Here is a 26,271-nt window from a genome sequence, read left to right on the forward strand (position 1 = left end):
TGGTGTGAAAGTGCATGTACTTACCCGGGGAGGTCTGGTGGATATGTGAAGTACGCTTCATAACCTACTTAGTGATAAGTAGCTGAACCGTCAGAAGTCAGCAGAGGTCATAGTATTAGTTGGTCTAGAACAACTAAGAAGGACCGAACAATTAAGAGAGAATAGCCCTTGGCATTCAGTGAGTCATGATGAACACAGAAAACGTAGTACCTCACTTGAGGGAGGAAGCGGTGAATCCCGTGGGAGATCTCTTGGAGGGTGGAGTGACCACTGGCATAAAGAGAACAGCTATTCACGGAAGTTATAAAGACTTGCGTCAATTATCTTAATTGAACCGCCGTATACGGAACCGTACGTACGGTGGTGTGAGAGGACGGGAGTTAATCGCTCCCTCCTACTCGATTATGGACTTATGGACATCCTCTGCATATTACCGTTTCCCAAAACCAGCGCTCATAGCAGTATGAAACTAGGAAGAAAACTGCCGCGGTTTAGCTGTCGTCAAAACCCCCCTCGCTGTAAAATTCTCTCGTTTCATTTATAGGTAAAAATGAATAAATGTTACATATGTTGATTATAGCCGGTATTTCTAAGGAGAAACCGGGTTTTTGTTTTAATTTCCAGAAAATAAATAACATTTTAATTTTTTCGTTGACAGAACCTGTTGTTTTTATTAATATTTTGTTAAATAAACGATAGTAAAAAAAACGTAATATAACAGAGAGGTGACACCGGTGTCCGACAAATATGTGGTGCACTGTTCCTTTTGCGATTCTACAAATGTTAAGAAAATAGCTGTTTTCGGCACTGCTCAGCTCGTTTCTCAATATTACTGCAACCAATGTAAAAGCGTTTTTGAATTTATAAGATGGCAAAATGATTTGAACAAGGAGGTGTAGTCTGTTTGACGATCCAAACGGTTGGAGTTGTAGGAAGCGGAACGATGGGCTCTGGCATTGCCCAAACGTGTGTGCAGCATGGATTTCGTGTATTGCTTTATGATTTAAATGATGCGATCGTTCAGAAAGCATTTACTCAAATTAAAAAACGCCTTAACAGATTAGTAGAAAAGGGAAAAATGGAGGAACAAACGTTTCAAGATTCAATATCACGAATTGAGACTTGCACCGATTTATCGCTGATGAAAGCGTGTGATCTTGTGATTGAAGCAGTTCCGGAAAAAATCAATATTAAAAAAGACATTTTCCAAGCGCTGGATGAACATTGTCCAGAACAAACCATTTTAACCACCAACACATCATCGTTTTCTGTCACTGAAATTGCAAGCGTTACCAAAACAGGGGAAAGAGTGGCAGGTCTTCATTTTTTTAATCCGGTTCCGCTAATGCCTTTAGTAGAAGTCGTAAGAGGGGTGAAAACATCTGAGGACACGTTGAAAAAGCTTGCACAATTTGTCTCTTCTCTTCATAAAGATCCGGTTGTTTGCGAAGACACACCGGGATTTATTGTAAACAGAATTGCCCGTCCTTTTTACAATGAAGCATTGAAAATTGCAGGTGAACGTTTGGCGAAGCCCGAACAGATTGACAGGATCATGAAAAAGGCTGGACGTTTTAAGATGGGTCCTTTTGAACTGCAAGATTTAATTGGTATTGATGTGAATTTTTCCACAACGGAAACCGTCTACAATAGTTTTTTCGGAGAGGAAAGATTTCGTCCGCATTATTTGCAGCAGCGCATGGTTCAGTCAGGTAAGCTTGGCAGAAAGGCCGGTGAAGGATATTATCGCTATGAAAACTAAATCATTCACTGTAAAAGTAGCTGGAGAAGGCTCTTTAGCCGATTCGATCATAGCGCAATTGCGCGAAACAGGCCATCAGCTCGAAGATCAATCGGCTGTTCATTCAAATTTTGATATTGTGATCGAAACGACAAATCTCGACATCGACCAAAAGAAAAAACTATTGGTCGAAATCGAAAAAACATTGCCAAAGGAAACGGTCATTTTGTCTACATGTCTTGGTGTAACAGCAACAGAAACCGCTTCTTGGCTCCAACATCCTGAACGATTAGTCGGATTTGCCGCATTTTTCCCTTGGGAAGATTGTGAACTTGTCGAACTTGCACCGGCTTTGCAAACCGAAAAAGAAAATGTTGAGAAAGCTAAGCAGTTTTTTGAAGAAGTTGGAAAAGAGGTCGAAGTAGTGGAAGACGGCGTAGGATTAGTATTTCCTAGAATTTTATCATTAATTATTAATGAAGCTGCTTTTGCTTTAACAGAAGGTGTTGCAAGTGCAGAGGACATAGACAAAGCAATGATGAAAGGAACGAATTACCCGATGGGCCCCCTTCGCTGGGCGGATCATATCGGTATTGATGATGTTTATGCTGTTTTAGCCGGACTGTTTAAAGAAACAGGGGAGGACCGCTACCGGCCTGCTCCATTTATCAAAAAGATGGTGTATGCCAAATGGTTCGGAAAGAAAACGGGAAGAGGCTTTTATCAATATGATTAAAAATTCCGGTTGATGATGGTAACTTCGGGAAAAGTTCAAAATGAATCAAAATGCCTGAAAAAACGGTCAAAATGGGGGTAAGAAAATGAAAGAAGCTGTGATTGTTGATGCTGTCCGAACCCCGATCGGCAGGTTCAACGGGGCATTAAGAGAGGTCCGCCCGGACGATTTGGCAGCTCACGTCGTAAGAGAGCTGCTCAAGCGAAATCCGATTGATCCTTCCGATGTGGAGGATGTAATTTTTGGCTGCGCTAATCAAGCCGGAGAAGATAATCGCAATGTGGCAAGAATGGCCGTGCTTCTTGCGGGTTTGCCTGAAACGGTTCCAGGCGTGACCGTCAACCGTTTATGCGGATCGGGTCTGGAAGCAATTAATCAAGCAGCGCTGGCGATTCAAGGCGGATTGGGAGACGTCTATATTGCAGGCGGAACCGAAAGCATGACAAGAGCTCCATATGTCATGATGAAGCCGCAGCTTTCTGGAATGAGGGACACGCCAACTTTTTATGATACAACTCTCGGCTGGCGGCTTGTCAATGATAAATTAGCGGAAATGTATCCGCCGATCAGTCTTGGCGAGACGGCTGAAAATGTAGCTGCGCGCTATCAAATTTCGAGGCAGGAGCAAGATGAATTTGCGTTGGAAAGCCATAAAAAAGCCGGAAAAGCGATACAAGAAGGGCGTTTTCAAGATGAAATTGTTCCGGTGACAATAACAGGGAAAAAAGGGGAAGAAACGATAGTAGATGCAGATGAGCATCCGAGGCCTGATACGACTTTGGAAAAGCTGAATAAATTAAAGCCTGCTTTTGTTCAAGACGGAACAGTGACCGCTGGAAATTCCTCTGGAATCAATGACGGCGCTTCCGCACTTTTAATCATGGAGAGATCGATAGCAGAAAGACTTGGCTTTAAGCCGCTGGCACGGATTGTCGGCTCCGCTGTCGCTGGGGTGAATCCATCTTATATGGGGATTGGCCCGATTCCAGCAACGAAAAAAGTGCTGCAAAGAACTGGTTTATCTATCAGCCAACTGGATTTAATCGAGATTAATGAAGCATTCGCATCCCAATCCATTGCCTGCATTAAGGAGCTGGGATTTGATATGGAAAAGGTGAATGTCAACGGTGGAGCAATTGCTTTAGGTCATCCTCTCGGCTGCAGCGGGGCGAGAATTGTTACCACTCTCGTTCATGAAATGAAAAGAAGAGACGTTAGATATGGACTCGCGACGATGTGCATAGGCGTCGGGCAAGGAATCGCCACGATTGTCGAAAAAATATAGAAAGGAATGAAAAATATGAAAAAACACTATCAGCTTTTTATTAATGGACAATATGTAGACAGCTCAAACGGAGAAGTATTCGAAACGCATAATCCTGCAACCGGCGAAGTCATAGCAACGGTAGCCAAAGCAACAAAGAAGGACGTTGACAAAGCGGTGGAGGCAGCCCGTGCTGCATTTGAGTCGGGCAAATGGCCGAGAATGACGGCAGCGAAAAGAGCTCGCCTGTTAAACCGTATAGCGGAAATGATGAGAGAGCGATTTGAAGAATTGGTTCGCGTTGAAGTATTAAACAGCGGAAAGACCGTTGCTGCTGCCAAGGGTCAAATTATGCAGACGATTGAAGATTTTGAATTTTATGCCGCTGCATGCTTAACTCTCCAAGGTGATGTCAATCAAGTTCCAAACGGCTTTTTTAACTATACTCTTAAAGAGCCGGTCGGGGTATGCGGTCAAATTATTCCTTGGAATTATCCGCTCATGATGGCCGCTTGGAAAGTGGCGCCTGCATTGGCTGCCGGCTGCACTGTTGTCTTGAAGCCTGCTAGCTACACTCCAATTACAGCCTATATGCTTGCGGAAATATGCCATGAAGCAGGTGTTCCGGCAGGAGTCCTGAACGTTATTACAGGCAGCGGGTCTGAAATCGGACCATATATGACGGAGCATCCTGGAATCGACAAAGTTGCGTTTACAGGCGAAACGGAAACCGGAAAGGACATTATGAAGCGCGCTTCTGAAACGTTAAAACGGGTAACTTTGGAATTAGGAGGAAAATCGCCGAACATCGTCTTTGACGATTGTGATCTGGAAGGAGCCGTAAACGGTTCGCTTTATGGAATTTTTTACAACACAGGACAATCTTGTGAAGCAAGATCCCGCTTGTTTGTTCATGAAAACATTTATGATGAATTTATGGAAAAATTTCTCGAAAAAGCTTCCCGTATACGAGTAGGAAATCCGTTTGATGAAGGCGTGCATATGGGGGCCGTCATTTCCAAAAGTCATCAGCAAACAATTGATCATTACGTGAAATTAGCGGTGGAAGAGGGCGGAAAAATTTTATACGGCGGCAAAATACCGGAAGGCGGAGAGTATGAAAAAGGGTATTGGTATTTGCCGACGGTTATCGGGGATGTCACAAATGATATGAGAGTTGCACAAGAGGAAATTTTTGGGCCTGTCGTAGTTGTTATGAAATTCAGCGACGAGCAAGATGTGATCCGACAAGCAAATGATTCCATTTTTGGATTAGGTTCGGCTATATGGACGAACGATCATGGAAAGGCACACCGTGTTGCGGCACAAATAAAGGCAGGAATTGTTATGGTGAATTCGCCAATTTCTGCATTTCCCGGAACACCTTTTGGAGGCTATAAGCAATCGGGATTTGGCCGGGAGCTGGCATTGGAAACATTGAATTTGTACACGGAAACGAAAAGCGTCGTTTCTTATATCGGCAGCAAACCATTAAATCTCTTTGGACTCTAATTATATGTATAAAAAAAGATCGTTTAAAAAAAATATAATTTCTATTGAATTATTAGAATATTTAGTATATTATGTTTATGAAACGATAAAATATTAAACGTATAAATAAAGGAGGAATTGCAATGTCAGATACAGTAGCAATAGAAAAGAAAAATTTAACGGTGGTCAAAAACAACGGAGTGGCGGAAATCCATCTTCACATCAATAAAACGAATGCCTATGGGCTGGAGTTTTACCAAGAATTCAACGCAGCGATCGATGAGCTTCGCTTCGATCCAAACATAAAAGTGGTCGTGCTGATGAGCGATGTGCCGAAATTTTTCTCGGCAGGAGCGGATATCAATTTCTTAAAAGCAGCGGATCCGCGCTATAAAACACAGTTTTGCCTGTTCTGTAATGAAACACTGGATAAAATCGCCCGTTCGCCGCAAGTATATATCGCCTGTTTGGAAGGGCATACAGTCGGCGGAGGATTAGAAATGGCGCTAGGCTGCGATCTGCGTTTTATGGGAGATGAAGCAGGAAAAATCGGCTTGCCGGAAGTATCGCTTGGGGTGCTGGCTGGAACGGGAGGAACGCAGCGGCTCGCGCGGTTGATCGGGTATTCGAGAGCGCTGGATATGAATATTACAGGGGAAACGCTGACACCGCAGGAAGCGCTGGACATTGGTCTCGTCAACAAAGTATTCCCGCAGGCGGAAACGAGAGAGCGGACGCTCGAGTATGCGAGAAGGATAGCTGAAAGCGCAAGCTATGCGGTATCCAACATCAAGCTGTCGATCATGAACGGAAAGGAAATGCCATTGAACGTGGCCATCCGCTACGAAGGAGAGCTGCAAAACTTGTTGTTCCGCTCCGAGGATGCAAAAGAAGGATTAAGCGCATTTTTAGAAAAGAGAAAACCAAATTGGAAAGGGATATAAAAAAGAAGGACGCAGCATATCGGCCATAAACGGCCGGTATTTTTTCATCCAGAAAATCATGCGGAAATTTAAAGACAAGTCATATGCCTTCCTCAAGGAGGAGGCGTTTTTTTTCTGATTGGCAGAGTCGATTTAAACAGCTTCAGACTTATAAAAAAATAGATTAAAAGGCTCCCTATCTTGAAGAAAAAACTTGTAAAAATGGAATTCCATCCAGCATAATAAAAATAAAAGCAAAATTCAGGAAAAAGACGGGTGTAAGAAAATGAAGCCAAGATCATTAATGTTTACACTATTCGGTGAGTACATTCAGCATTACAGCACAGAAGTTTGGATTGGCAGCTTAATTCAAATGATGTCCCATTTCGGCATTTCTGAATCTTCGATACGGGGAGCCACGTTAAGAATGGTTCAGCAAGGCTTTTTTAAAGTTCGCAAAATTGGCAATAAAAGCTATTATTCTCTTACAAATAAAGGGAAGAGAACGATGATGGACGGGTTTGCCCGCGTTTATTCAATGAGAAATTACAAATGGGATGGGAATTGGAGAATTTTGACCTATTCGGTCCCGGAAGAAAAAAGGGAGCTTCGCAATCAAATTCGAAAAGAGCTGAGCCTCATGGGATTCGGCTTGATTTCGCACGGTACGTGGGCAAGTCCAAACCCTATTGAAGATCGGGTGATGGAGTTTATAAAAGATTACCATCTCGAGCCGTATGTGATTTTATTTACTTCCAGTTCAGTAGTATCCCATGATAATCATGAGTTGATTCATAGAGGATGGAATTTTGACGAAATTGCCAAAGAGTATGAATCATTCATTGATCAATATCGGCAAAAGTATGATGATTTTAAGGAACGCATTTGGAATAATGAATTATCAGATCAAGAATGTTTTATTGAGAGAACGAAGCTTGTTCATGAATATCGCAGCTTTTTCTTTATCGACCCGGGGTTTCCGAACGACCTGCTGCCTGCTGACTGGAGCGGCTTAAAAGCTAGAGAGCTGTTTTTCAATGTACATCAGCTTTTGTCTGTACCTGCTATTCGATATTTTGAAACTTTATTTGAAAAAGCTCCCGATTGTGAATTGGAAGCGAATCGGGACAGAGCGATCAACCCTTTTATGGACATTGTTTAAAATAAAAGCAAGTAGGTGCATAATGGTGGTCAATATTGAACAAATCGGGAAAAATATATATCGCATTCCGGTTCCAATCCCTTTTCCGATGAAATACATCTATTGTTATATGGTGCGCGGTGCAGACGGATGGAGCCTTGTTGATGCAGGATTTCATAATACCGAAGCGATTGAAGCTTGGGAGCAAGTATTGAAACAAATGAATGTTCGTTATGAACAGATTCATTCGATTTATTTCACTCATTTTCATCCTGATCACTTCGGATTGGCAGGGTGGATGCAGGAAAGAACAGGAGCAAAAGCTTATATAAGCAAAGAAGATTTTGCCATGGCGCAGCGTGTTTGGGGAAAAAACAGCAGCCAGGCGGAGCAAATTGGTGAAATGTGCAAAAAAAACGGTACACCGGAAGATCTTGCGGATGAAATTGAAGAAAGTATGAGAAGTTTGGCAAAGCATGTAACGTTTCCGGAATTGACGATTCTAGAGGATGACGAGGTCATTCTAGGCGAAAGAAAATGGGAAGTTATACCGACACCTGGTCACAGCGATGGACACATTTGCTTTTATCAAAGAGAAGAAAGACTGCTGCTTGCAGCCGATCATATTTTGGATAAAATTACTCCGAACATTAGCATATGGCCCGGTTCAAGCAAAAATCCGCTTGGAAACTACATATCTTCGCTTGAAAAAATACAGCAATTGAAGGTAGACCTGGCGCTTCCTGCCCATGGGGCATTGATCGAACGAGTTGACGACAGAATATCAGAAATCATCCAGCATCATCAAAAGCGATTGGATCAAATATTTCGACTTGCGAAGGATGGCCGTACCGCCTATGACATTGCCCAAGATTTATTTCAGCACAAAAGCTTGAATTCGCATCAATGGCGGTTTGCGATCGCAGAAACTTTGTCGCACTTGGAGTATTTAGTTTTCACAGGGCAAATTAAAAAAGAGAATCGTCACGATATTGTCTTTTATAAACAAAATAAATAATGGATAGGTGCATAGCAAAAAGCTATGCGCTTTTTTTGCGGTCGTAAAAACGACAAGAACGAAAGAAAGGAGAAAAACCTTTTATTTTTTTAATTGACAACAGTAGCGTTGCATAAAAAAATTTAATGTTTGTCAAGCTCAATAAAAATTCCAGTTATTTCATGTAACTGAATATTCAGACATACAATCTTTCTAAGCAAGCTTAAAAGGACAATGACGTCTTAATCGGCAGTCCATTTCCACAATTTGGTAATATATTACAGAAACATTGGATCATAAACTAAATCGTCTAGGTGTTCCACCTCCCCTTCTTCAAATTGGTACACGATGGTTTCAAAATCTTTTTCCCAATGGTATTTTTTCCGACCGTTGGACGTTCGAATTGGCTTTTTAAAAAGGGAGCGAACAAAACAGTCAAAACCTTTAAAAAGCAGATTCTGTAAAGTTCGCTTGATCTCTAATAAAGGACCATCGTGATTCACTTTTAATTGGAGCATGGCCTGTAAGCAATAGGTGATTAGGGCGATCCAAATTTGATTGTAAACGGCATTTTGACTTTTTCCATAAAATCTTTTTATCTTAAGGTGCTGTTTCATCCATTTAAAGAAGGTCTCTATCTTCCAGCGATATCGGTATAAATCTGCAATCTCTTCCGCAGAAAGATCAAAGCAATTGGTTATGATGATCACGGGATTCCCTTCGCTGTCGACCGTTTCGATCAATCGGAGAGGATGAGTCATTTTGGTATGATTACGGTCATTTCCTAAAATGACAATCTGATCCCTATAAATCAAACGTTCTGGATTGGGAATCCGTTCCGATAAAACTTCAATCTCTGCGTTCTTTTTAAGCCGGGTAATGAATCGCACCCCTTCTCGGCATAAGCGGTCGAACTGTTTGTAATCGACATACCCTCGATCAAACAAGTAAATCGCATTTGGATCGATTTCAATGAGTTCGTCCATCTGTGTGCGATCGGCATGTTTCGCGGGTAAGATAATCCCTTGATCCGGAACAGTGATATCCTTCGTTACAACAACCTTTAAATGGAGTCGAACACCAGCCTTTGTCTTACGAAAAGTTGCCCATGGATATTGGCTCAAACTCATGCTCATCGTGGTAGAATCAATGACCAGAAGACGACCAATGTTTCGGATGATCGGGGCATTTTTCATTTGCCCTTGGATCTTTAAGACCAGATATTTAAATACTTTTTCAAACAGTTGAGGGGATAATTGGCCTAATTTGCGAGAAAGTTGCGAAGTACTAATTGCATCAAATTCCAGATATGTCTGCAACTCTTCCTTGTCTTTCAAATGTTTGGCCAATTTTGTTAAGCTTTCCAATTCGTTTAACTGAGCGATGATACAAAGTTGTAAAAACTTATACGCCGTTAATTTTTTAATGTATTTGTCAACGTCAATCACATTAATTAGTTTTGAAAAAGTTATTGGATCGATCTCTTTAAATAGTTCATTTATTGTGGATTCTGTGGTATTCTTATCCATAATGGTTTCTCCTTATTCTTAGGATTTGGATAGGACTGCCAATCCTAATTATAAGGAGTTTTTTTATATCCAAAAAGATGAAATTTAACATAAAATTGGGCTTGACAAATTAAAATTAACTTAATGCAATGCTACTGAATTGACAAAAAAATTTGATTTTTCTATTTTTTCTTGACAAAAGAGGCAGTTGTAAAATAATATTATGTTAAACAGACGAAATAAATAAAAACGTAATATAAAAGAGGTGAAAAAATGGATCAGGCAGCCCTTTTAAAAGAAAAAATTCAAAACGGTTTTATTGTTGAAGGCGTCGGTGACATGAATGAGGAATATTTAAAGGCATTAAAACAGACGTTGATTATTGTCGGAGATACAGAATTGTTAAGTGTGCCGCCGCTCCTTACTGTTTATGATCAAGCGCCCACTTTAAATAACAAAATTACAGCACTCGCCATTATGCAGGATGAAATCGGTCATGCACACATTGCTTTCAGGCTACTGAAAGATTTGGGCGAAGATACAGACGAATTATTGTACAATCGAGCCCCAAATAAATGGAAAAACCCTTATGCCTTTGACTTTGAACTGTCAAATTGGATTGAGCTTGGAGTGTTTAATGCGTTCTTTGACCGCGCCGGCTACACACTGCTTGGGGATGCGTTTGAGCATACATCTTACGGGCCATGGAAACGCGCATTAGTGAAAGTTGATAAAGAAGAATTGTTCCATCTTAGAAATGGTGAAATCATTATGAGAACAGCCATGAATGATCCGAAATTGCAAGAGGAAGTTCAAAAAGCGGTTGATTGGATGTTTTTAATGGCGCTTGAATTTTTTGGTGTAGAAGACCGTTTAAAATCCAGATCCGCACAGCTTGAATACCGCTTAAAAGGAAGAACAAACGATGAGCTCCGTCAAAAATGGCTGTCGACAGCAGTTCCATTCTGTGAATCAATTGGAGTAAAAGTTCCAGCTCATTATGATGAAGAACAAGGAAAATATGTGCTCGATGTCCCATTCCCTTGTAAATTTGATCCAGTCAATAAAAAATGGCTGTTCGACCAGCCGGACACATGGGAAAACGTCATTAAACGATTTAAACAAAGAGGACCGCAAAATGAACGGTTTGTAGGAAGAATTCAAAAAGGGGCAAAAGAATTAGAACAGCTGAGAAAAGAGGTGGTATGATGCAAAAACAAGCTGTGGATACGAAAAAATATTGGGAGGCGTTGAAAGAGGTGATGGATCCTGAATTCCCAATAAGCGTTGTCGATATGGGGCTCATTTACGACATTCAAATGAATGACGGGGAAGTGCATGTGACGATGACATACACAGCCGTTTCCTGCGCCTGCATGGAATGGATTGAAAGCGATATAAAAAATCGGCTTCTTGCAGAAGAGGAAGTAAAGGAAGTACACATAAATGTCGTATGGGATCCTCCATGGACGGTCGACCGTCTTAGCCCAGAGGGAAGGGAAAAATTAAAGTATTGGGGTGTAAGTGCAAAATGATCGCAGAAAAAATAACCTATGATATTTTTGCCCGCATTAATCGGGGAGACAACTTAATGCATATCGGCACGGTAGAAGCAGAAAACAGCGAGCTGGCAAAAGTGTATGCAACGTTTACGTACGACGAAGAGGATTGGACCGAAATGGTTGTCGTGGAACGAAACAAGCTGAATTGGGTGAAAAAACCTGATTGGCTATTTTCAGAGAAAGGAGCTGAAGCATTGTGAGCGTAATGGAACAAGGAACGCATTCTTTGATTGAATTGCTGGAGACAATAGCGGATAACAAATATGTGCTTGGCGACCGTTTAGTGGAAGTTGGTGTAAGCGGTCCGAATTTGGAAGCGACCTTGTCTGCTATAGCTATGGCTCAAGGAGAACTGGGGCATGCAAGACTTTTGTACAATTGGTGTTTTGATTTAAAAGGGGTAAAAGGCAAGAAGCCTGACATTCAAGCACAAACAGGAAAAGCTTTTCAAACAGCTGTAAACGTTCAAAACTGGATTTCTCTCATTGCTTCGCTATATGCAATCAATGCCGCAATCGATATCGTCTTTCAAACGGTGTTAAAAACAAGTCATTCCAAGGTTGCTTCACGGATTCAAAAGCTTGTCCGCGAACAACACGATCATATCATCTATGCAGAAAATTGGGCAAAACAACTTCTTCTTGATCAAGGAGCTGTCCCCTACAGATTTCAAGAAGCATTAAGGGAGGCGGCAGAGGAAGCAAAGGCTTGGCTTGCAAAAGTTGAAAAAAGTGAAGAATTGAAAAAGGAAGGTTATTTCCCGGAAACTCCTTCGTTCACGGAAAAATTTGAAAAACGGCTGCAGCAATTAAATGCGGAACAGCTTGTTCAAGCAAAGTGAGTGATGCTCATGTCAGAATCAGGCGTTCTTTTAGAAATTCAAAACAAAGTGGCTATCATTCAATTAAATAACGCAAAACGTGCCAACGCATTAAGCAAATTTTTAGTAAAAGATCTTTCTTATGCGATAAACACGATAAAAGATCATTCGAATGTAAGCGCAGTTATTTTTACGGGAGGTGAAAGCAAAGCGTTTTGTGCAGGGGCGGATTTAAAAGAAAGGCAGTCCATGAGCGAACGAGAAGTGGAAGAATATGTCACATTGCTCAGGAAAACATTTACAAATATCTCATCTTTGCCAATGCCGACGATTGCGGCTGTAAAAGGATTGGCTCTTGGAGGAGGATGTGAACTTGCTCTTGCCTGTGACATTCGTGTCATGGAAAAAGGGGCGCTCATCGGGTTGACGGAAGTTTCTTGGGGAATAATCCCGGGAGCCGGCGGCACTCAACGGCTGGCGCAATTAGTAGGAATCGGCAGGGCCAAGCAGCTTATTTTTACAGCTGAAAAAATAAATGGTGAAAAAGCTTATGAAATAGGACTTGTCGAATATATTTGTGAAGCTGGCGAGGCAGAATTGAAAGCGCTTAACATAGCGGAAAAAATCTCAGAAAATTCAATTCATTCTGTCCGTTTAGCGAAGCAGGCTGTCGACAGTTTTGCTCGAGAACTAATGGAAAAGGGTCTGATAGCGGAATGGGATTGTTATCAAAAAACGATTTATCATCCGGATCGTTTAGAAGGATTGGCGGCTTTTCAAGAAAAACGCAAACCTGATTTTTCAAATAATAAATGAACAATGGAAGGAGAATAATGATGACAGTTGAAACAACTGCTAACAAAAATTTAACGGTGGTCAAAAACAGCGGAGTGGCGGAAATCCATCTTCACATCAATAAAACGAATGCCTATGGACTGGAGTTTTACCAAGAATTCAACGCAGCGATCGATGAGCTTCGCTTCGATCCAAACATAAAAGTGGTCGTGCTGATGAGCGATGTGCCGAAATTTTTCTCGGCAGGAGCGGATATCAATTTCTTAAAAGCAGCGGATCCGCGCTATAAAACACAGTTTTGCCTGTTCTGTAATGAAACGCTGGATAAAATCGCCCGTTCGCCGCAAGTATATATCGCCTGTTTGGAAGGGCATACAGTCGGCGGAGGATTGGAAATGGCGCTAGGCTGCGATCTGCGTTTTATGGGAGATGAAGCAGGAAAAATCGGCTTGCCGGAAGTATCGCTTGGGGTGCTGGCTGGAACGGGAGGAACGCAGCGGCTCGCGCGGTTGATCGGGTATTCGAGAGCGCTGGATATGAACATAACTGGGGAAACGCTGACACCGCAGGAAGCGCTGGACATTGGTCTCGTCAACAAAGTGTTCCCGCAGGCGGAAACGAGAGAGCGGACGCTCGAGTATGCGAGAAAGATAGCTGAAAGCGCAAGCTATGCGGTTTCCAACATCAAGCTGTCGATCATGAACGGGAAGGAAATGCCATTGAACGTAGCCATCCGCTACGAAGGAGAGCTGCAAAACTTGTTGTTCCGCTCCGAGGATGCAAAAGAAGGATTAAGCGCATTTTTAGAAAAGAGAAAACCAAATTGGAAAGGGATATAAACGTTAGCTTTTCATATATATTGTGAAGCCTCCTGAATATATATCTTCTTCAGGCGGCTTCAATGCCGCTTCATCTATTCAAAAAATTGATATATAGGATGGTGAAAAAATGGATCTCCGCGGATTAGGTTTGCTTTACAATGCGGCAGTGCGGTTCATTGATGAAAGTGTAGAGAAAGGTTTGGGCGATAAAATAGCCATTTGTTATCGCGATGAGCTCATACACTATAATGAATTGCAGGAGAAAGTCAATCAGACAGGCAACATGCTTCGTGAGCTCGGTTATAAATTGGAAGACCGCCTTTTAATGGTTTGCCACGATACACCCGAATTTATTTATTCATTTTTTGGCGCCATAAAAATTGGTGCTGTCCCCATTCCGGTCAACACCATGATGAAGCCATCCGATTATGAATATTTTTTAAACAACAGCCGGGCAAAGGGCTTAATCATCCATGAAGATATTTGGGAAAAGATTGAAGTTTACAAAGAACGGTTTTGCTTTTTGAAGGATATTATTATCATTCCGGACAGTGAAAGCGAACAATCAGGCACACATTTAAATTTCCTCCAACTGATGAATAGGGCAAGCAAAAAGCTTGATGCAGCCATGACGAACAAGGATGATCAGGCCTTTTGGCTGTTCAGCTCCGGAAGCACCGGTAATCCAAAGGGCGTCATCCATTTGCAGCATGATACGGAATATGCTTTCAGCACATATGCGAAAAAAATATTGCATATAAGTGAAGAAGACCGATGCTTGTCCGCATCTAAACTGTTTTTCGCCTATGGCCTTGGCGGAGGAATGTACTTTCCTTTAGGAGCAGGAGCTTCAACTGTATTAGTGAAAGAACGCGCAACTCCGGAAGCGATGTTTCAGGCGATTGAAACGTACAAACCGACCATTTTCTTTGGGGTTCCGACTTTATATGGAGCGATGATTGATTATGTGTCGCGAACGGGAAAACAATTCGATTTGAGCTCGCTCAGAGTTTGTGTATCAGCTGGAGAAGCGCTTCCGAAAGCATTTTACCGCAAATGGAAAGAAATGTACAATGTCGATATTTTAGACGGAATTGGTTCAACAGAGGCTCTCCACATATTTTTATCCAATCGGATTGGAGATGTAAAGGCAGGAAGCTCTGGAAAAGTCGTTCCTGGTTATGAAGCAAAAATTGTCGACGAAATGGGCAGGGAATTGCCTCCAAATGAAATGGGAGATTTGTTGATTCGCGGAGACAGCATCGCACATGGATATTGGAACCTTCATGAGCAAAACAAGAAAAAATTTGTCGGAGAATGGCTTCATACAGGTGACAAATATTATAAAGACGAAGAAGGATATTTTTGGTATTGCGGGCGCTCCGACGATATGCTGAAGGTTGGCGGGATTTGGGTATCGCCTGTAGAAGTCGAAAATTGCCTTCTTCAACATGAAAATGTACTGGAAGCTGCAGTTGTCAGCGTGCAAAATGAAAATAATCTTGTCATTCCAAAAGCATATGTTGTTTTAAAAGATAGAACGCCCTCCAAAGAAATGGAAGATGAATTAAAAAACTTCGTGAAGCAGCAGCTGGCCCACTACAAATACCCGCGAATTATAGAATTTATTGACGAACTTCCGAAAACAGCAACAGGAAAAATTCAGCGTTTTAAACTTCGGGAATTATTAAAATCGAATTCAGCTCAATAGTTTAAGACATAGCATTGAAAGGAGTACGTACATTTGAAAAGAAACGAATTTCAGCTCAGGGTGAACTTTGGAGATACGGATGCAGCCGGCATTGTATACTATCCGAATTATTTTAAATGGTTTGATATTGCAGGGCATCAATTTTTTAGAAGTATCGGCCTTGCTCCGGCTAAACTCATCAAAGAATACAGCATCATTCTTCCGCTGCTTGATGTCCGCTGTACGTTTGAGCAGCCGTTATATTATGACGACATTATCACTATTAAAACAGAAGTAATGGAAGTGAACCGGAAAACAATAAAACTGAAGCATGAAGTATATCGTGAAGATACAAGAACCGGGCACGGATATGAGCTCAGGGGGTGGGTGAAAGAAGAAAACGGAAAAAAATTTGCAGTGCCCATACCTGAAGAGGTGAAAAAATTGCTTCAAGAAGACGGGTTTGGTGAACAGGCTCAGATCAATCCATGGCTCAGCGCATAAATGAACATTGAAAAAATGTAATGGAGGAGAGTAGCGTGGATCTTAACGTATCCATTCATGATGTGTTTGAAAAAGCATATAAGCGCTATCCTGATAAAGAATTCATTTACGATGGCTATAAACGTTTAACTTACAAAGATATCAAACAAATGTCCGATTCCATCGCCTCCGCTTTCCACCAGCTCGGTATAGGGAAAGGAGACCGCATCATTGCATGCCTGCCGAACTGGCATGAGTTTCTTGCCATATATTTTGCAATTGCAAAAATAGGCGCCATATTAGTTCCATGCAATACGCGATATCGTGTTGAAGAATTGTCTTATATAGTGGCCAATTCTGGTGCAAAAGCAATTTTTGTGGTAGAAGAGCATGGCCATTTCCATACGGTAAAATCTTTAATGGAAAGTAATGAAAGCGCTTTAGAAATGGTGTTTACGGTGCGGTTTCAAGAAGATGGTCACCATTCCTTTGAAGATTTGCTGAAAATAGGACAGTCGAAGCTGCCGCCGGAAGTGTCCATCGATCCGAAAGAAGATGTGTTTTCCATTTTATATACTTCAGGAACAACAGGACTTCCGAAAGGTGCCATGCTCACGCATTTAAATTTTGTCCATAATGCCGCATGTACAGTGGAGGCGCTTCAATGCGACGAAAATGACGTATTTTTAGTGGTCGTTCCTGTCTTTCACGTGTTTGGCATGGTTCCAAGCATACTGGCAGCTGTGACTGCCTGTGCCAAAATGGTGTTTATGGAGCAATTTAAAGCGGAAGCTGTATTAAAAATGATTGAACAAGAAAAGATTACGATACACCATGGAGTTCCGACAATGTTTATATTGGAATTAAATCACCCTCAATTCAAATCCTATGACTTATCTTCGTTAAGAACAGGTATTATTGCGGCAGCACCATGCCCTGTCGAAGTCGTGAAAAAAATTAGAAATGAGATGGGATGCAATATAACTATTTCCTATGGTCAAACGGAAACATCTCCAGTTGTGACAATTACAAGCTTTACAGACAGTGACATCATTCGTTCAGAAACGGTTGGCAGAACGATTCCAGGAGTTGAAATTAAAGTTGTTGATGTGAATCGCCAAACTGTACCGACTGGAGAAATTGGCGAACTTGCTGTGCGCGGGTTAAATGTCATGAAAGGCTACTTTAACATGCCTGAAAAAACGAAAGAAGCCATTGATCAAGATGGCTGGCTTTATACAGGTGACTTAGTGACGCTTGATGAACAAGGTTATGTCCGCATCGTTGGACGGAAGAAGGAAATGATCATCCGCGGCGGCTACAACATTTATCCTCGAGAAATTGAAGAAATTCTTTATAAGCATCCGAATGTAGTAGAAGTAGCCATTATCGGGCTGCCTGACACTGTTTTAGGAGAGATTTCATGTGCGGCGGTAAAATTAAAAGACGGAGCTTTGGAAACGGAAGAATCGATGAAAAATTATTTAAAAGGAAAAATTGCTGACTACAAAATACCGGATAAAGTTGTTTTTGTCGATGAACTGCCAATGACGCCGAGCGGAAAAATTAAAAAAGTAGAACTTCAGCAAAAATTAAAAGAAGATTTGCAAACAGAATTGCGATAATTTCATGCAAGGAAGATCAAACGGTAGACAATGTTTGATCTTCCTTCATCATAAAGTTAATCAACCTTCTGAAAAATTTGACATCCGATTGATGACCTATGGCTTCTTCATAACATTTTTTAAAAGAGTAGGAGTGAAACTGTTGAGACAAAAAGCGTCAAGATCGGAATTAATTGAAGTGGCTCAAGGACGGAGGCCCGCAGATTTAATTATCAAAAATGGTACGGTGATCAACGTCTATTCAGGAGAATTGTTAAAGCAAAATGTCGCTGTTTATCAAGACTCCATTGCATATGTCGGCGAACGGGATGTCCTTTCCGATGAACATACAAAAATTATTGATGCAGAAGGGATGTATGTTTCACCAGGTTTTATTGAACCGCATGCACATCCGTGGGTCATCTACAATCCTGTTAGTATGACTAGGAAAGTTCTTCCCCTTGGAACAACGACAACGGTAAATGACAATTTGTTTTTTTATTTGCATATGGGAGCTGCTGGATTTAAAAAAATGGTCAAAGACTTGAAAGACCTTCCGGGCAATTTTCTTTGGCTTGTCCGGCTTGTCTCGCAAGCGGATTTCAAAGGAGAAAGGGAATGGTTTAATCAAAAGGATGTCCAAGAGCTTTTAGAATTAGAAGAAGTTGTCGGAACAGCGGAGGTCACAAGATGGCCGCTTTTGTATCAGGCTGATTCCTTTTTGCTTGATACAATTGAAGTGGCAAAACAGAAAGGGAAAGTCGTGGACGGTCATACAGCGGGCTGTTCATATGAAAAATTGATTTCCATTGCTGCGAGCGGAGTCAGCGCTTGTCATGAAGCAATAACGGCAAAAGAGGCGCTGGACAGGCTGCGGTTGGGAATGTGGACGACTTTACGCAACAGCTCGCTTCGCCCTGATTTCCCTGAAGTTATAAAAATGATTACAGAAGGGAAAGTCAGTACACATCGAATTACGATGACAACCGACGGTCCGCACCCTGGGTTTATCGAAAAAGAAGGCTTTGTCGATGGATTGATCAGAAGAGCTGTAGAATTAGGAGTGCCGGTCATAAACGCGTTGCAAATGGCTACGATCAATGCAGCCGTTTATTTGCGATTAGATGATTATATCGGCGGGATTGCTCCAGGAAAATTGGCAGACATTTTACTTCTTCCAGATTTGAAATATTTTCGGCCGGATATCGTCATTTCAAGAGGTGAAGTCGTAGCCGAGCAAGGAAATTTGCTTGTGTCGACACCAAAACTAAATTGGAATCAATATGTTGTCCGGGAGCCATTTGCGTTTTCGAAGCAACTTTTGGACGATTTAAACTTGTACCGTTACCCATATTCAAGTACTGAACAAACTGTTCCGGTCGCTTATTTTAAAAGCAATGTCATTACGCAGCGAAAAGATGTTAAGCTTCCAGAAGCAGAGGGATTCGCAGATATTTCCGGTGAAGAAGGCTTATTGTATGCATCGTTAATTGACCGGAACGGAAAGTGGGTGTCGAAAGCGATATTAGAACGATTTGCCGTTCATCTAGATGGGATGGCGTCAACTTACAATACTACAACAGAATTGCTTGTGATCGGAAGAAATCCAAAAGCGATGGCCCAGGCGGCTAAAAGAGTGCATGAACTAGGAGGGGGAATCGTCATTGTTGATGGCGAGGACATTGTGGTTGAAATACCTCTTCCATTTACCGGCATGATGACGGACGATTCATCATTTGATCAAGCTGTTCGATATCATGATGAGCTGTTAGCAGCCGTGCAGCAAAGAGGATTCCCATTCCATGACATTTTATATACGCTATTATTTTTAACTTGTGATTTCTTGCCCGGTCTTCGTCTTATTCCATTTGGTTTGTATGATGTTAAGAAAAATGAAATGCTGCTTAAAGCGGAACCAATAAAAGATCAAATCGCGAAGTAAAACTAGAAAAAGAGAGCTGAGCCGTTTCCTCCAGGGGGGCAGCCCAAAAAGTCAGAGTTAACTGACTTTTTGAAGCCCCTTCATTTTAGGAACTTATCGGACAGGCCATTTTTCCAATCTTGTTTATATCCTTCAGAAGTCTTATGAAGGACTTTTCTTATATTCGGTTCTTCAAAAGTTTTATGACAGACATTCAGCATATACAATTGCTTCTTGTTGGACCTCATTGCCTCTATGAAGGCCATTTACAAATTTTATTCGATTATTTTTGTCCTTCACAGCAGTATTTCTCCAAAATCCTTCATTTTAGGAACTCAACGGAGAGCCCCTTCTTACAATTAGTCAAGAGTTTTTCGTAACTATTTGTTTCAGTGGATTTATTTAGGAGGAATTGGTACCCCTTCCTCCTAAATAAATTTACGCATGCCAAATAGACCTAACGATTTTTGTTTTTTTCACTAAATCAAATATGTTATATTTTTCCTGGACAATTGCGAAGTTGCTGATGCGATTTCGTAATTGTACGTTAAAATGTGTGTATTAAGATGGAAGAGACACTTCAATAACTTATTCACACAAGCGATGGACGCAACTTTATGACATTTGTTATAAGGTTGCGTTTTGAATTTGTCGTAATATTCTACAAAATGATTGTTTCCAATGCGCCGTTGGCATTAACGATTCCCTTTTCTTATCCACGATCTCATGGATTCAACATATTAAACCTGATTCTTATAAGGTCCGTGAAGTAGGCCAGTTATTTCAATGCGAACCTATCGTTCTTTAGGCTGTCACGACCTTATCTCCACTTCTACTAAAAAATAGCAGCACAGACCTTGGCCGTGGTCTGTGCTACTAATCTTAATATGTTTTTTTCGGTTTTCACATTGTTGAAGACTCATTTGAGAGCAACAAAGATAAATACATGCTGAATCTCCTACTATTTGTTTTTTTATATAGTAAACTCCTTTTCTGGTGCACTTTAATCAATCGGGAAGCAGGCTGGATGGACGAAAATGAACAAGAAACATTCTGGGAATGCCGGTGCAGTTTGGAAAAGATGTACTTATCGTTTGTTCCAACATTTGAAAATCGGCAGGAAGAATCGTTTAAAAAATAGCAGATGCGGAAAACTCAGTTCATCATTATCTTACGGTGCGTTTCAAAAGCAAAAATTTCCTGGGGAAAGCTTGAAAACTATAATCCAATTTTTCGGTTGATGGCGGTGCTTCTCATCGTCTGTCCATTGGTTGGCGAACAAATAAAAGTTTTGAACATCTGCCAGTTACAAACAGACAGAAAATAGTTTAGAAGAGATGTACTCACTGTTTTAAATAACACAATCATATAAATCAAACTTTGAAAAAGGACAACAGTCTTTCACAGCGTAAAAAGCTGTGCTTTTTTGACGCAAAAAAAATTTTCCAGAAAGTATTGTCATTTTTTTCATAATAAAGTATGATTTATCTGTATTAAGAATTATAATACAGTTAATACAGATGTGGGGGCTGCGGGAAAATGCTTGATATAGATTTTCGAAGCCGAAAACCGATCTATGAACAGCTTGTCGATCAAATAAAAGAGATGATTGTAAGCGGAGTGCTGAAAGGGGGAGAACAACTTCCCTCCGTCAGAGTGCTTGCGCAGCAATTGACGGTGAATCCAAATACAATTCAAAAAGCTTACCGTGAGCTGGAGAGGATCGGATATATTTACTCGATTCAGGGAAAAGGAAATTTTGTTTCGGAGAAGATTGAGGCATCTAATCAGGAAGAGCTGAAAATGGTTAAAGAAAATTTGCAAAAATTAGCACAACAAGCATTATTTTTAGGGATGCAATCTGATGAGCTCCTGCAGATCATGGAGGAAATTATCAAAGATCATCAAGGGGGAAAAAGAGATGATTGAAGTCAAAAAGGTATATAAAACATTTCAAAATGCGACTGTGTTATCTAACATCGATTTACAAATTGAAAAAGGATCCATCTTCGGGCTTCTAGGTTCAAACGGCGCTGGAAAAACGACGCTGTTGAAGCTGATCGCAGGTTTGTATAAACAAGATAGGGGAGACATTTTAATTGATAAAAAACCTGTATTTGAAAATGAAGACATTAAGCAAAGATTCATATTCCTTACAGATATTCCTTATTTTTTCCCTCATTATACGATCAAACAGATGGCGAATTTTTATGAAAACATATATCCATCCTTCAGCAGAGAACGATTTCAAACATTGCAGGATGTATTTGATCTAGATCTTAAGCAAAAAATTTATCGCCTGTCAAAAGGAGTTCAGCGTCAAGTGGCATTTTGGCTCGCTTTTTCCGCAATGCCTGAACTGCTCATTTTAGACGAGCCGTTTGACGGTTTAGATCCGGTCATGAGGAAAAAAATGAAAAATATAATCATCCAAGATGTGGCAGCGAGAGAAATGACTGTGATCGTCTCTTCCCACAACTTGCAGGAAGTAGAGGATATAAGCGACCATATCGGCATTTTGCATAAAGGTGAACTGCTAATAAAACGGAATTTGGATGACCTAAAGTCGAATATACACAAAGTGCAAATTGCCTTTCAAGGAAGCGTTCCTTCGGAAATGCTGCAGCAGCTTCAAATTGTCTATCAGGAACAAAGAGGCAGCGTGCATTTATTCATTGTAAAAGGAAATGCGGATGAATTTTCCAGCTATATAAAAAGCTTTAAGCCTCTTTTATTCGATTTGCTCCCGCTTACATTGGAGGAAATTTTTATTTATGAAATGGGGGAAAAAGGATATGCAATCGAAAACATCCTTATTTAAAAAAGAGCTGTTAATTCAAAATTTCCGTTCTGTCGGTTGGGTAGGACTTGCGTTTTTGATCGGTCTAATTCTATCAGTACCGATGGAAATTGCGGTGTTGTTTTCCGGGAGAGAGAATTATAATGAAGAGCACATATATGAAAGTTTGTTTTCCATTGCACAAGAACTTCAATTACTCATGTTAATCGTGATACCTGTGCTTATGTCCATTTTTTTGTTTCGGTTCCTGCATGTAAAGCAATCCAGCGATTTTCTTCATAGTCTTCCGATGAATCGGAAAATGCTTTTTTGGCATCACTGGCTGACAGGTGTTGTGTTTTTAATCGTACCTGTCATGATTACTTCTCTAATATTGGCCGTTTTTATACAGGTGTTTGATTTGTCGAGCTATTTTCGTGATTTGAACCTTGTTAGATGGTTTTGTACTTATTTAGCATATACGCTATTATTGTTTTCTATCGGCACCTTCTCTGCCATGCTGACAGGAATTAGTACGATTCAAGCCATATTGACATTGATTATTTTATTGTTTCCTTTCGGGGTTTATCAACTTATAGTGTACAATTTGCAATACATTTTGTTTGGATTTCCGAGCGGCTATTATTTGAATAATAATCTTTGGATCGAATTTTTTTCACCGCTTACGAGGCTGATTTCCCTCGAATTCCAGCCTTTCTCTTGGTGGGAGATCGCCATTTATTTATTGCTAGCAGCCTTGTTTTGCTGTATTTCCTTGCTTCTGTACACACGGCGGCCAGTCGAATATGTGTCACAAGCTGTTATTTACTGGAAGCTTAAACCGGTTTTTAAATATGGCGCCACTTTTTGTACGATGCTTCTCGGCGGAATGTATTTTGGCATTATTGACTATAGAGGAAGCTTATTATGGATTTGTACCGGATATGTAGTAGGTGCACTTATCGGTTACTTTATAGCTGAAATGATCTTGCAGCAGACGTGGCGAATCAAGCCTAAATTAAAAGGATTGTTTATTTATTCTATTGCAGTGATACTCGTATTCATTTTGATCGGTTCTGGTGCGGGAGGATATGAGAAAAAGGTTCCGAGAGTTGCAGAAATACAGTCGGTATTTTTCAGCAACTTTTGGTACTTCGATGACAAGATGACTAATAGATTCATTTACAAGGAACCGAAAATAATCGAAGCAATTCAAAAGCTGCATACAGAAATCGTTGCCGAAAATAGATCCAAAGATGTTTCCGAACCTGAACCGTTGTTTATCGTCTATTATTTAAAAAATGGAAGCAAATCGATCCGCCAATATGAAGTTGATCGGAAGTCGTTCGAACGATATTTGAAGGAGATCTATGAATCGAAGGAATATAAAAAAGCAAATTATGAAGTTCTAGACGTAAACGATCAAGATGTTGAACAAATAGTATTTCATTCTAACTATCCAAACTACTATGTTGAAAAAGTGGATATTGTCAATAATTCTGATCAACTAGCAAAAGCATTAAAAGCATTAAAAAATGACATCAAGAATCTTACATATGAAGATATGACCGATGAAAGAAAAGACTGGGGAGAAATTGAAATCATTTTAAAAAATAATAAGCAATTATTCATTCCATGGAAAAAAAGCTTTAAAGAGTTCGATGAGTGGATGAAGAATAACGGAACGGTTAAAAACGCAAGAGTGACAGCTGATGATGTCCAATATGTACTCATAACGGGGAATAACATCAATCACGATTTGGATTATAAAAATATGCTGAAAGAAATTGAACAAGATCCGCAAACGGTCAAAATTGTAGATAAACAGTTGATTGAGCAATGCTTGCAAGATGAAACAGAATCGACTTCAGGAAAAAATATTATGTTCATTGTTTATAAAAATGGAAATTATGAGGTTGGCAGCTTTGTTCATCCAGAAATAGCTGAATCGATCAAGAAACAGGCAAAAAAATAAAAAAGGATTGGAGAATTATGGATGATATAATATCCGCTCAAGAGAGCTTTCAAGACATCTATTGTATGTTTTATAAAAAAGTGTACCGGATTGCTTTTTCCATAACGAAAGATGTACATTTGGCAGAAGATGTATTGCAGGAAACATTTTTGAAATTTTATCAAAAGGCTGAACAAATTGAGGATATGGAAAAAATCTCTGGTTGGCTCGGTACAGTAGCAGCGAGAACTGCGATAGATTTTCTTCGGAAGGAACAGAAAACGCCGTGCCCCCTTGATGAATTATCTATCAGTCAAGGGGGCAATGTGGAACAAACAGCAGAATATGAATGGCTGAAAGAGACCATTTCTCAAGAAATTCGGAAACTAAAACCGAAATACCGCGAAATTTTAGAATTGAAATTGTATTATGATTTAAAAGAACAGGAATTAGCTCAACAGCTAAAGCTTTCGAAAGGAACAGTTAAAACTAGGCTTCACAGGGCAAGACGCACGCTGAAAGTGTCGTTGAAAGATGCGATGTAAAGTTCGGGTGCTCTTGCCCCTTTTTTACGTCTTTTCCCAGATTTTTAAAATCAGGGGAGAAGCTTATGAATTTTTCGCTTTTCGATATTGATACTGCTTCCATTGGAACCGGATAAAGCAGCCGATGCAAAATCCTAAAATCGCAATGAAAGCCGCTGAAAAAACTAAAATCGAAAAAATATATCCTAAAACATCAATATGAAAAGAAAATCCGATAAAAGCTAGCAGCAAGCATGTGCAGGCAATGATTTGATTGAATTGCTGATCAGATCTGTCTTCTAAATGATAGGACGAATGTGGTTTTCGTAAAAACGTTTTAGCGGCCGCCATAATCGGATTGACACCAAAAATGAGTCCAATCAAGCCAGCAATAAGCGGAATAAGAAGAAAAAGCGGCTCGTTTGTGATCCAAGTGATCAAAACAGACAAAACAATTGTCCATTGATTCGTTCTAACTAGAGGACGAGGGATGCCGTCCATGGAAATCCCACCTTTCCATATATGTTTTATGATATTTATATCATAAATGTGCAGGCATTGCATCTTTTTTGATTTTGATCAAACCTCCATTCATATAATTATGTTACAATGGTTGGTAGATATTATGGAAATTAGGGGGATATGAAAATGTCAATCGGTTATGTAAATGGTCGCTTTGTTGACCTCAATGAACCGGTGATCCCGATTGATGAAAGAGGACACCAGTTTGGCGACGGAGTGTATGAGGTGATCCGCGTTTATAACAAAAAGCCGTTTATGCTGCGCGAGCATTTAGAGCGGTTACAGACAAGTGCTGAAGCGATTAAATTAAAACTCGATCAAACATTGGAGCAATATGAACAGCTGATAAAAGAAGCAATTGAAAAATCAGCATTAACAGATTGCGACGTCTATTTGCAAATTACGCGCGGAGTGGCCGTTCGAAATCATTTGTTTCCAGATGTTTCTGTTTCAACAACGATGACCGTAAGACCTGCAAAGCAATTGCCCCATCATTTGCGGGAGAACGGCGTTTCTGCTATATTCCATGACGATGAGCGGTGGGCCAATTGCTATATTAAATCGCTTAACTTATTGCCGAATATTTTAGCTAAACAAACCGCCCATGAAAAAGGAAGCTATGAAGCGATTTTAGTCCGTGATGAATATGTGACGGAAGGGTCGAGCTCCAACGTATTCATCGTCAAAAACGGAACAATTTATACGACGCCGCTATCAAAGCATATATTGTCAGGAATTACAAGAATGGCGGTAAAATCGATCATTGAAACAGAAGGTTTAACATTAGTAGAAGAAAAGTTTACGAAAGAGGATGTACTTGAAAGCGATGAAGTCTTCATTACGAGCACAACTTCTGAAATTTTACCAATCGTAACCGTAGACGGGCAAAAAATTGGCACGGGAAAACCGGGTGAGATCGCGACAACACTTTATCAAAAATTCCAAGAAAACATCGCAAACGAATAACGAGCCTATTGATTGTAAAAGCCTGCAAG

At 40.5% G+C, this 26,271-nt stretch carries 24 protein-coding genes and 1 pseudogene; 22 read left to right on the plus strand and 3 right to left on the minus strand.

From position 1 onward, the window contains the following. Positions 1 to 904: 904 nt before the first annotated feature. From NSU02_RS06840 to NSU02_RS06870, 7 genes are all read left to right on the plus strand, one after another. Positions 905 to 1,762, plus strand: coding sequence for a 3-hydroxyacyl-CoA dehydrogenase NAD-binding domain-containing protein (locus NSU02_RS06840; RefSeq protein WP_130156789.1), 858 nt, complete (start codon positions 905 to 907; stop codon positions 1,760 to 1,762). Beyond that, positions 1,752 to 2,477 (plus strand): 3-hydroxyacyl-CoA dehydrogenase family protein, encoded by a 726-nt coding sequence (locus NSU02_RS06845; RefSeq protein ID WP_066251107.1) that lies wholly within the window; start codon positions 1,752 to 1,754, stop codon positions 2,475 to 2,477. The genes NSU02_RS06840 and NSU02_RS06845 overlap by 11 nt, the downstream gene beginning before the upstream one ends. Positions 2,478 to 2,562: 85 nt before the next feature. Next, positions 2,563 to 3,762, plus strand: coding sequence for a thiolase family protein (locus NSU02_RS06850; protein WP_063389429.1), 1,200 nt, complete (start codon positions 2,563 to 2,565; stop codon positions 3,760 to 3,762). Between the two features lie 6 nt (positions 3,763 to 3,768). Then, complete coding sequence (locus NSU02_RS06855; protein WP_339194933.1) at positions 3,769 to 5,253, plus strand: aldehyde dehydrogenase family protein; 1,485 nt, start codon at positions 3,769 to 3,771, stop codon at positions 5,251 to 5,253. Between the two features lie 122 nt (positions 5,254 to 5,375). Further along, complete coding sequence (locus NSU02_RS06860) at positions 5,376 to 6,176, plus strand: enoyl-CoA hydratase/isomerase family protein (RefSeq protein WP_339194935.1); 801 nt, start codon at positions 5,376 to 5,378, stop codon at positions 6,174 to 6,176. A gap of 265 nt (positions 6,177 to 6,441) precedes the next feature. Next, positions 6,442 to 7,317 carry a PaaX family transcriptional regulator C-terminal domain-containing protein gene (locus tag NSU02_RS06865; RefSeq protein ID WP_066251023.1) on the plus strand — a complete coding sequence of 292 codons (876 nt, stop codon included), beginning with the start codon at positions 6,442 to 6,444 and terminating at the stop codon, positions 7,315 to 7,317. 22 nt (positions 7,318 to 7,339) lie between these two features. Beyond that, positions 7,340 to 8,314, plus strand: a complete 975-nt coding sequence (locus NSU02_RS06870; protein ID WP_339194938.1) for an MBL fold metallo-hydrolase — start codon at positions 7,340 to 7,342, stop codon at positions 8,312 to 8,314. A gap of 257 nt (positions 8,315 to 8,571) precedes the next feature. Here NSU02_RS06870 and NSU02_RS06875 read toward each other — a convergent pair whose 3' ends face one another. Then, on the minus strand, positions 8,572 to 9,822 hold the full coding sequence (locus NSU02_RS06875) for an IS4 family transposase (protein ID WP_339192832.1): 1,251 nt from the start codon (positions 9,820 to 9,822) through the stop codon (positions 8,572 to 8,574). 252 nt (positions 9,823 to 10,074) lie between these two features. Between NSU02_RS06875 and NSU02_RS06880 the strand changes: the two genes are divergently transcribed. The 10 genes from NSU02_RS06880 to NSU02_RS06925 all read left to right on the plus strand — a co-directional run bounded on the left by NSU02_RS06880 (position 10,075) and on the right by NSU02_RS06925 (position 19,518). Beyond that, positions 10,075 to 11,010, plus strand: coding sequence for a Phenylacetic acid catabolic protein (locus tag NSU02_RS06880; RefSeq protein ID WP_066251026.1), 936 nt, complete (start codon positions 10,075 to 10,077; stop codon positions 11,008 to 11,010). Then, complete coding sequence (locus NSU02_RS06885; RefSeq protein ID WP_066251029.1) at positions 11,010 to 11,336, plus strand: metal-sulfur cluster assembly factor; 327 nt, start codon at positions 11,010 to 11,012, stop codon at positions 11,334 to 11,336. Before NSU02_RS06880 ends, NSU02_RS06885 begins: the two co-directional genes overlap by 1 nt. Then, on the plus strand, positions 11,333 to 11,563 hold the full coding sequence (locus NSU02_RS06890) for a hypothetical protein (protein WP_063388948.1): 231 nt from the start codon (positions 11,333 to 11,335) through the stop codon (positions 11,561 to 11,563). The genes NSU02_RS06885 and NSU02_RS06890 overlap by 4 nt, the downstream gene beginning before the upstream one ends. A 5-nt stretch (positions 11,564 to 11,568) precedes the next feature. Then, a complete protein-coding gene (locus tag NSU02_RS06895; protein ID WP_066251115.1) occupies positions 11,569 to 12,204 on the plus strand; it encodes a Phenylacetic acid catabolic protein in 636 nt (211 codons plus the stop codon). 9 nt (positions 12,205 to 12,213) lie between these two features. After that, positions 12,214 to 12,999, plus strand: coding sequence for an enoyl-CoA hydratase-related protein (locus NSU02_RS06900; protein ID WP_339194940.1), 786 nt, complete (start codon positions 12,214 to 12,216; stop codon positions 12,997 to 12,999). Positions 13,000 to 13,016: 17 nt separating this feature from the next. After that, positions 13,017 to 13,817: an enoyl-CoA hydratase/isomerase family protein gene (locus tag NSU02_RS06905; protein ID WP_144598246.1), complete on the plus strand. Its 801-nt coding sequence runs from the start codon at positions 13,017 to 13,019 to the stop codon at positions 13,815 to 13,817. A 109-nt stretch (positions 13,818 to 13,926) separates the two neighbouring features. Continuing rightward, positions 13,927 to 15,510, plus strand: coding sequence for a benzoate-CoA ligase family protein (locus NSU02_RS06910; protein WP_339194942.1), 1,584 nt, complete (start codon positions 13,927 to 13,929; stop codon positions 15,508 to 15,510). A gap of 33 nt (positions 15,511 to 15,543) precedes the next feature. Beyond that, a complete protein-coding gene (locus tag NSU02_RS06915) occupies positions 15,544 to 15,993 on the plus strand; it encodes a thioesterase family protein (RefSeq protein ID WP_063389426.1) in 450 nt (149 codons plus the stop codon). A 35-nt stretch (positions 15,994 to 16,028) separates the two neighbouring features. Next, the gene (locus NSU02_RS06920) at positions 16,029 to 17,597 is read left to right on the plus strand and encodes a long-chain-fatty-acid--CoA ligase (RefSeq protein ID WP_240326789.1); all 1,569 of its coding nucleotides are present in this window, start codon (positions 16,029 to 16,031) and stop codon (positions 17,595 to 17,597) included. 142 nt (positions 17,598 to 17,739) lie between these two features. Continuing rightward, entirely contained in the window at positions 17,740 to 19,518 is a 1,779-nt protein-coding gene (locus tag NSU02_RS06925; RefSeq protein WP_339194945.1) for an adenine deaminase C-terminal domain-containing protein, read from the plus strand. A 458-nt stretch (positions 19,519 to 19,976) separates the two neighbouring features. Here NSU02_RS06925 and NSU02_RS06930 read toward each other — a convergent pair. Further along, positions 19,977 to 20,189, minus strand: a pseudogene (locus NSU02_RS06930) (hypothetical protein); the annotation flags it as partial. A gap of 847 nt (positions 20,190 to 21,036) precedes the next feature. Here NSU02_RS06930 and NSU02_RS06935 point away from each other — a divergent pair. The 4 genes from NSU02_RS06935 to NSU02_RS06950 are packed head-to-tail and all read left to right on the plus strand — an operon-like array spanning position 21,037 to position 24,775. Further along, positions 21,037 to 21,426, plus strand: a complete 390-nt coding sequence (locus NSU02_RS06935; RefSeq protein WP_063389422.1) for a GntR family transcriptional regulator — start codon at positions 21,037 to 21,039, stop codon at positions 21,424 to 21,426. Continuing rightward, on the plus strand, positions 21,419 to 22,318 hold the full coding sequence (locus tag NSU02_RS06940) for an ATP-binding cassette domain-containing protein (protein WP_063389421.1): 900 nt from the start codon (positions 21,419 to 21,421) through the stop codon (positions 22,316 to 22,318). Before NSU02_RS06935 ends, NSU02_RS06940 begins: the two co-directional genes overlap by 8 nt. Further along, positions 22,293 to 24,251, plus strand: a complete 1,959-nt coding sequence (locus tag NSU02_RS06945; RefSeq protein ID WP_339194946.1) for a DUF6449 domain-containing protein — start codon at positions 22,293 to 22,295, stop codon at positions 24,249 to 24,251. Before NSU02_RS06940 ends, NSU02_RS06945 begins: the two co-directional genes overlap by 26 nt. A 17-nt stretch (positions 24,252 to 24,268) precedes the next feature. Then, complete coding sequence (locus NSU02_RS06950) at positions 24,269 to 24,775, plus strand: sigma-70 family RNA polymerase sigma factor (RefSeq protein ID WP_063389419.1); 507 nt, start codon at positions 24,269 to 24,271, stop codon at positions 24,773 to 24,775. 63 nt (positions 24,776 to 24,838) lie between these two features. Here NSU02_RS06950 and NSU02_RS06955 read toward each other — a convergent pair whose 3' ends face one another. Beyond that, the gene (locus NSU02_RS06955) at positions 24,839 to 25,255 is read right to left on the minus strand and encodes a DUF4395 domain-containing protein (RefSeq protein WP_063389418.1); all 417 of its coding nucleotides are present in this window, start codon (positions 25,253 to 25,255) and stop codon (positions 24,839 to 24,841) included. A 147-nt stretch (positions 25,256 to 25,402) separates the two neighbouring features. On the opposite strand from NSU02_RS06955, the gene dat reads away from it, so the two are divergent. Next, a complete protein-coding gene (gene dat, locus NSU02_RS06960; RefSeq protein WP_339194949.1) occupies positions 25,403 to 26,242 on the plus strand; it encodes a D-amino-acid transaminase in 840 nt (279 codons plus the stop codon). The last annotated feature ends 29 nt before the right edge of the window (positions 26,243 to 26,271 follow it).

This window comes from Aeribacillus sp. FSL W8-0870, assembly GCF_037963755.1.
Taxonomy (GTDB): Bacteria; Bacillota; Bacilli; order Bacillales; family Aeribacillaceae; genus Aeribacillus; species Aeribacillus composti.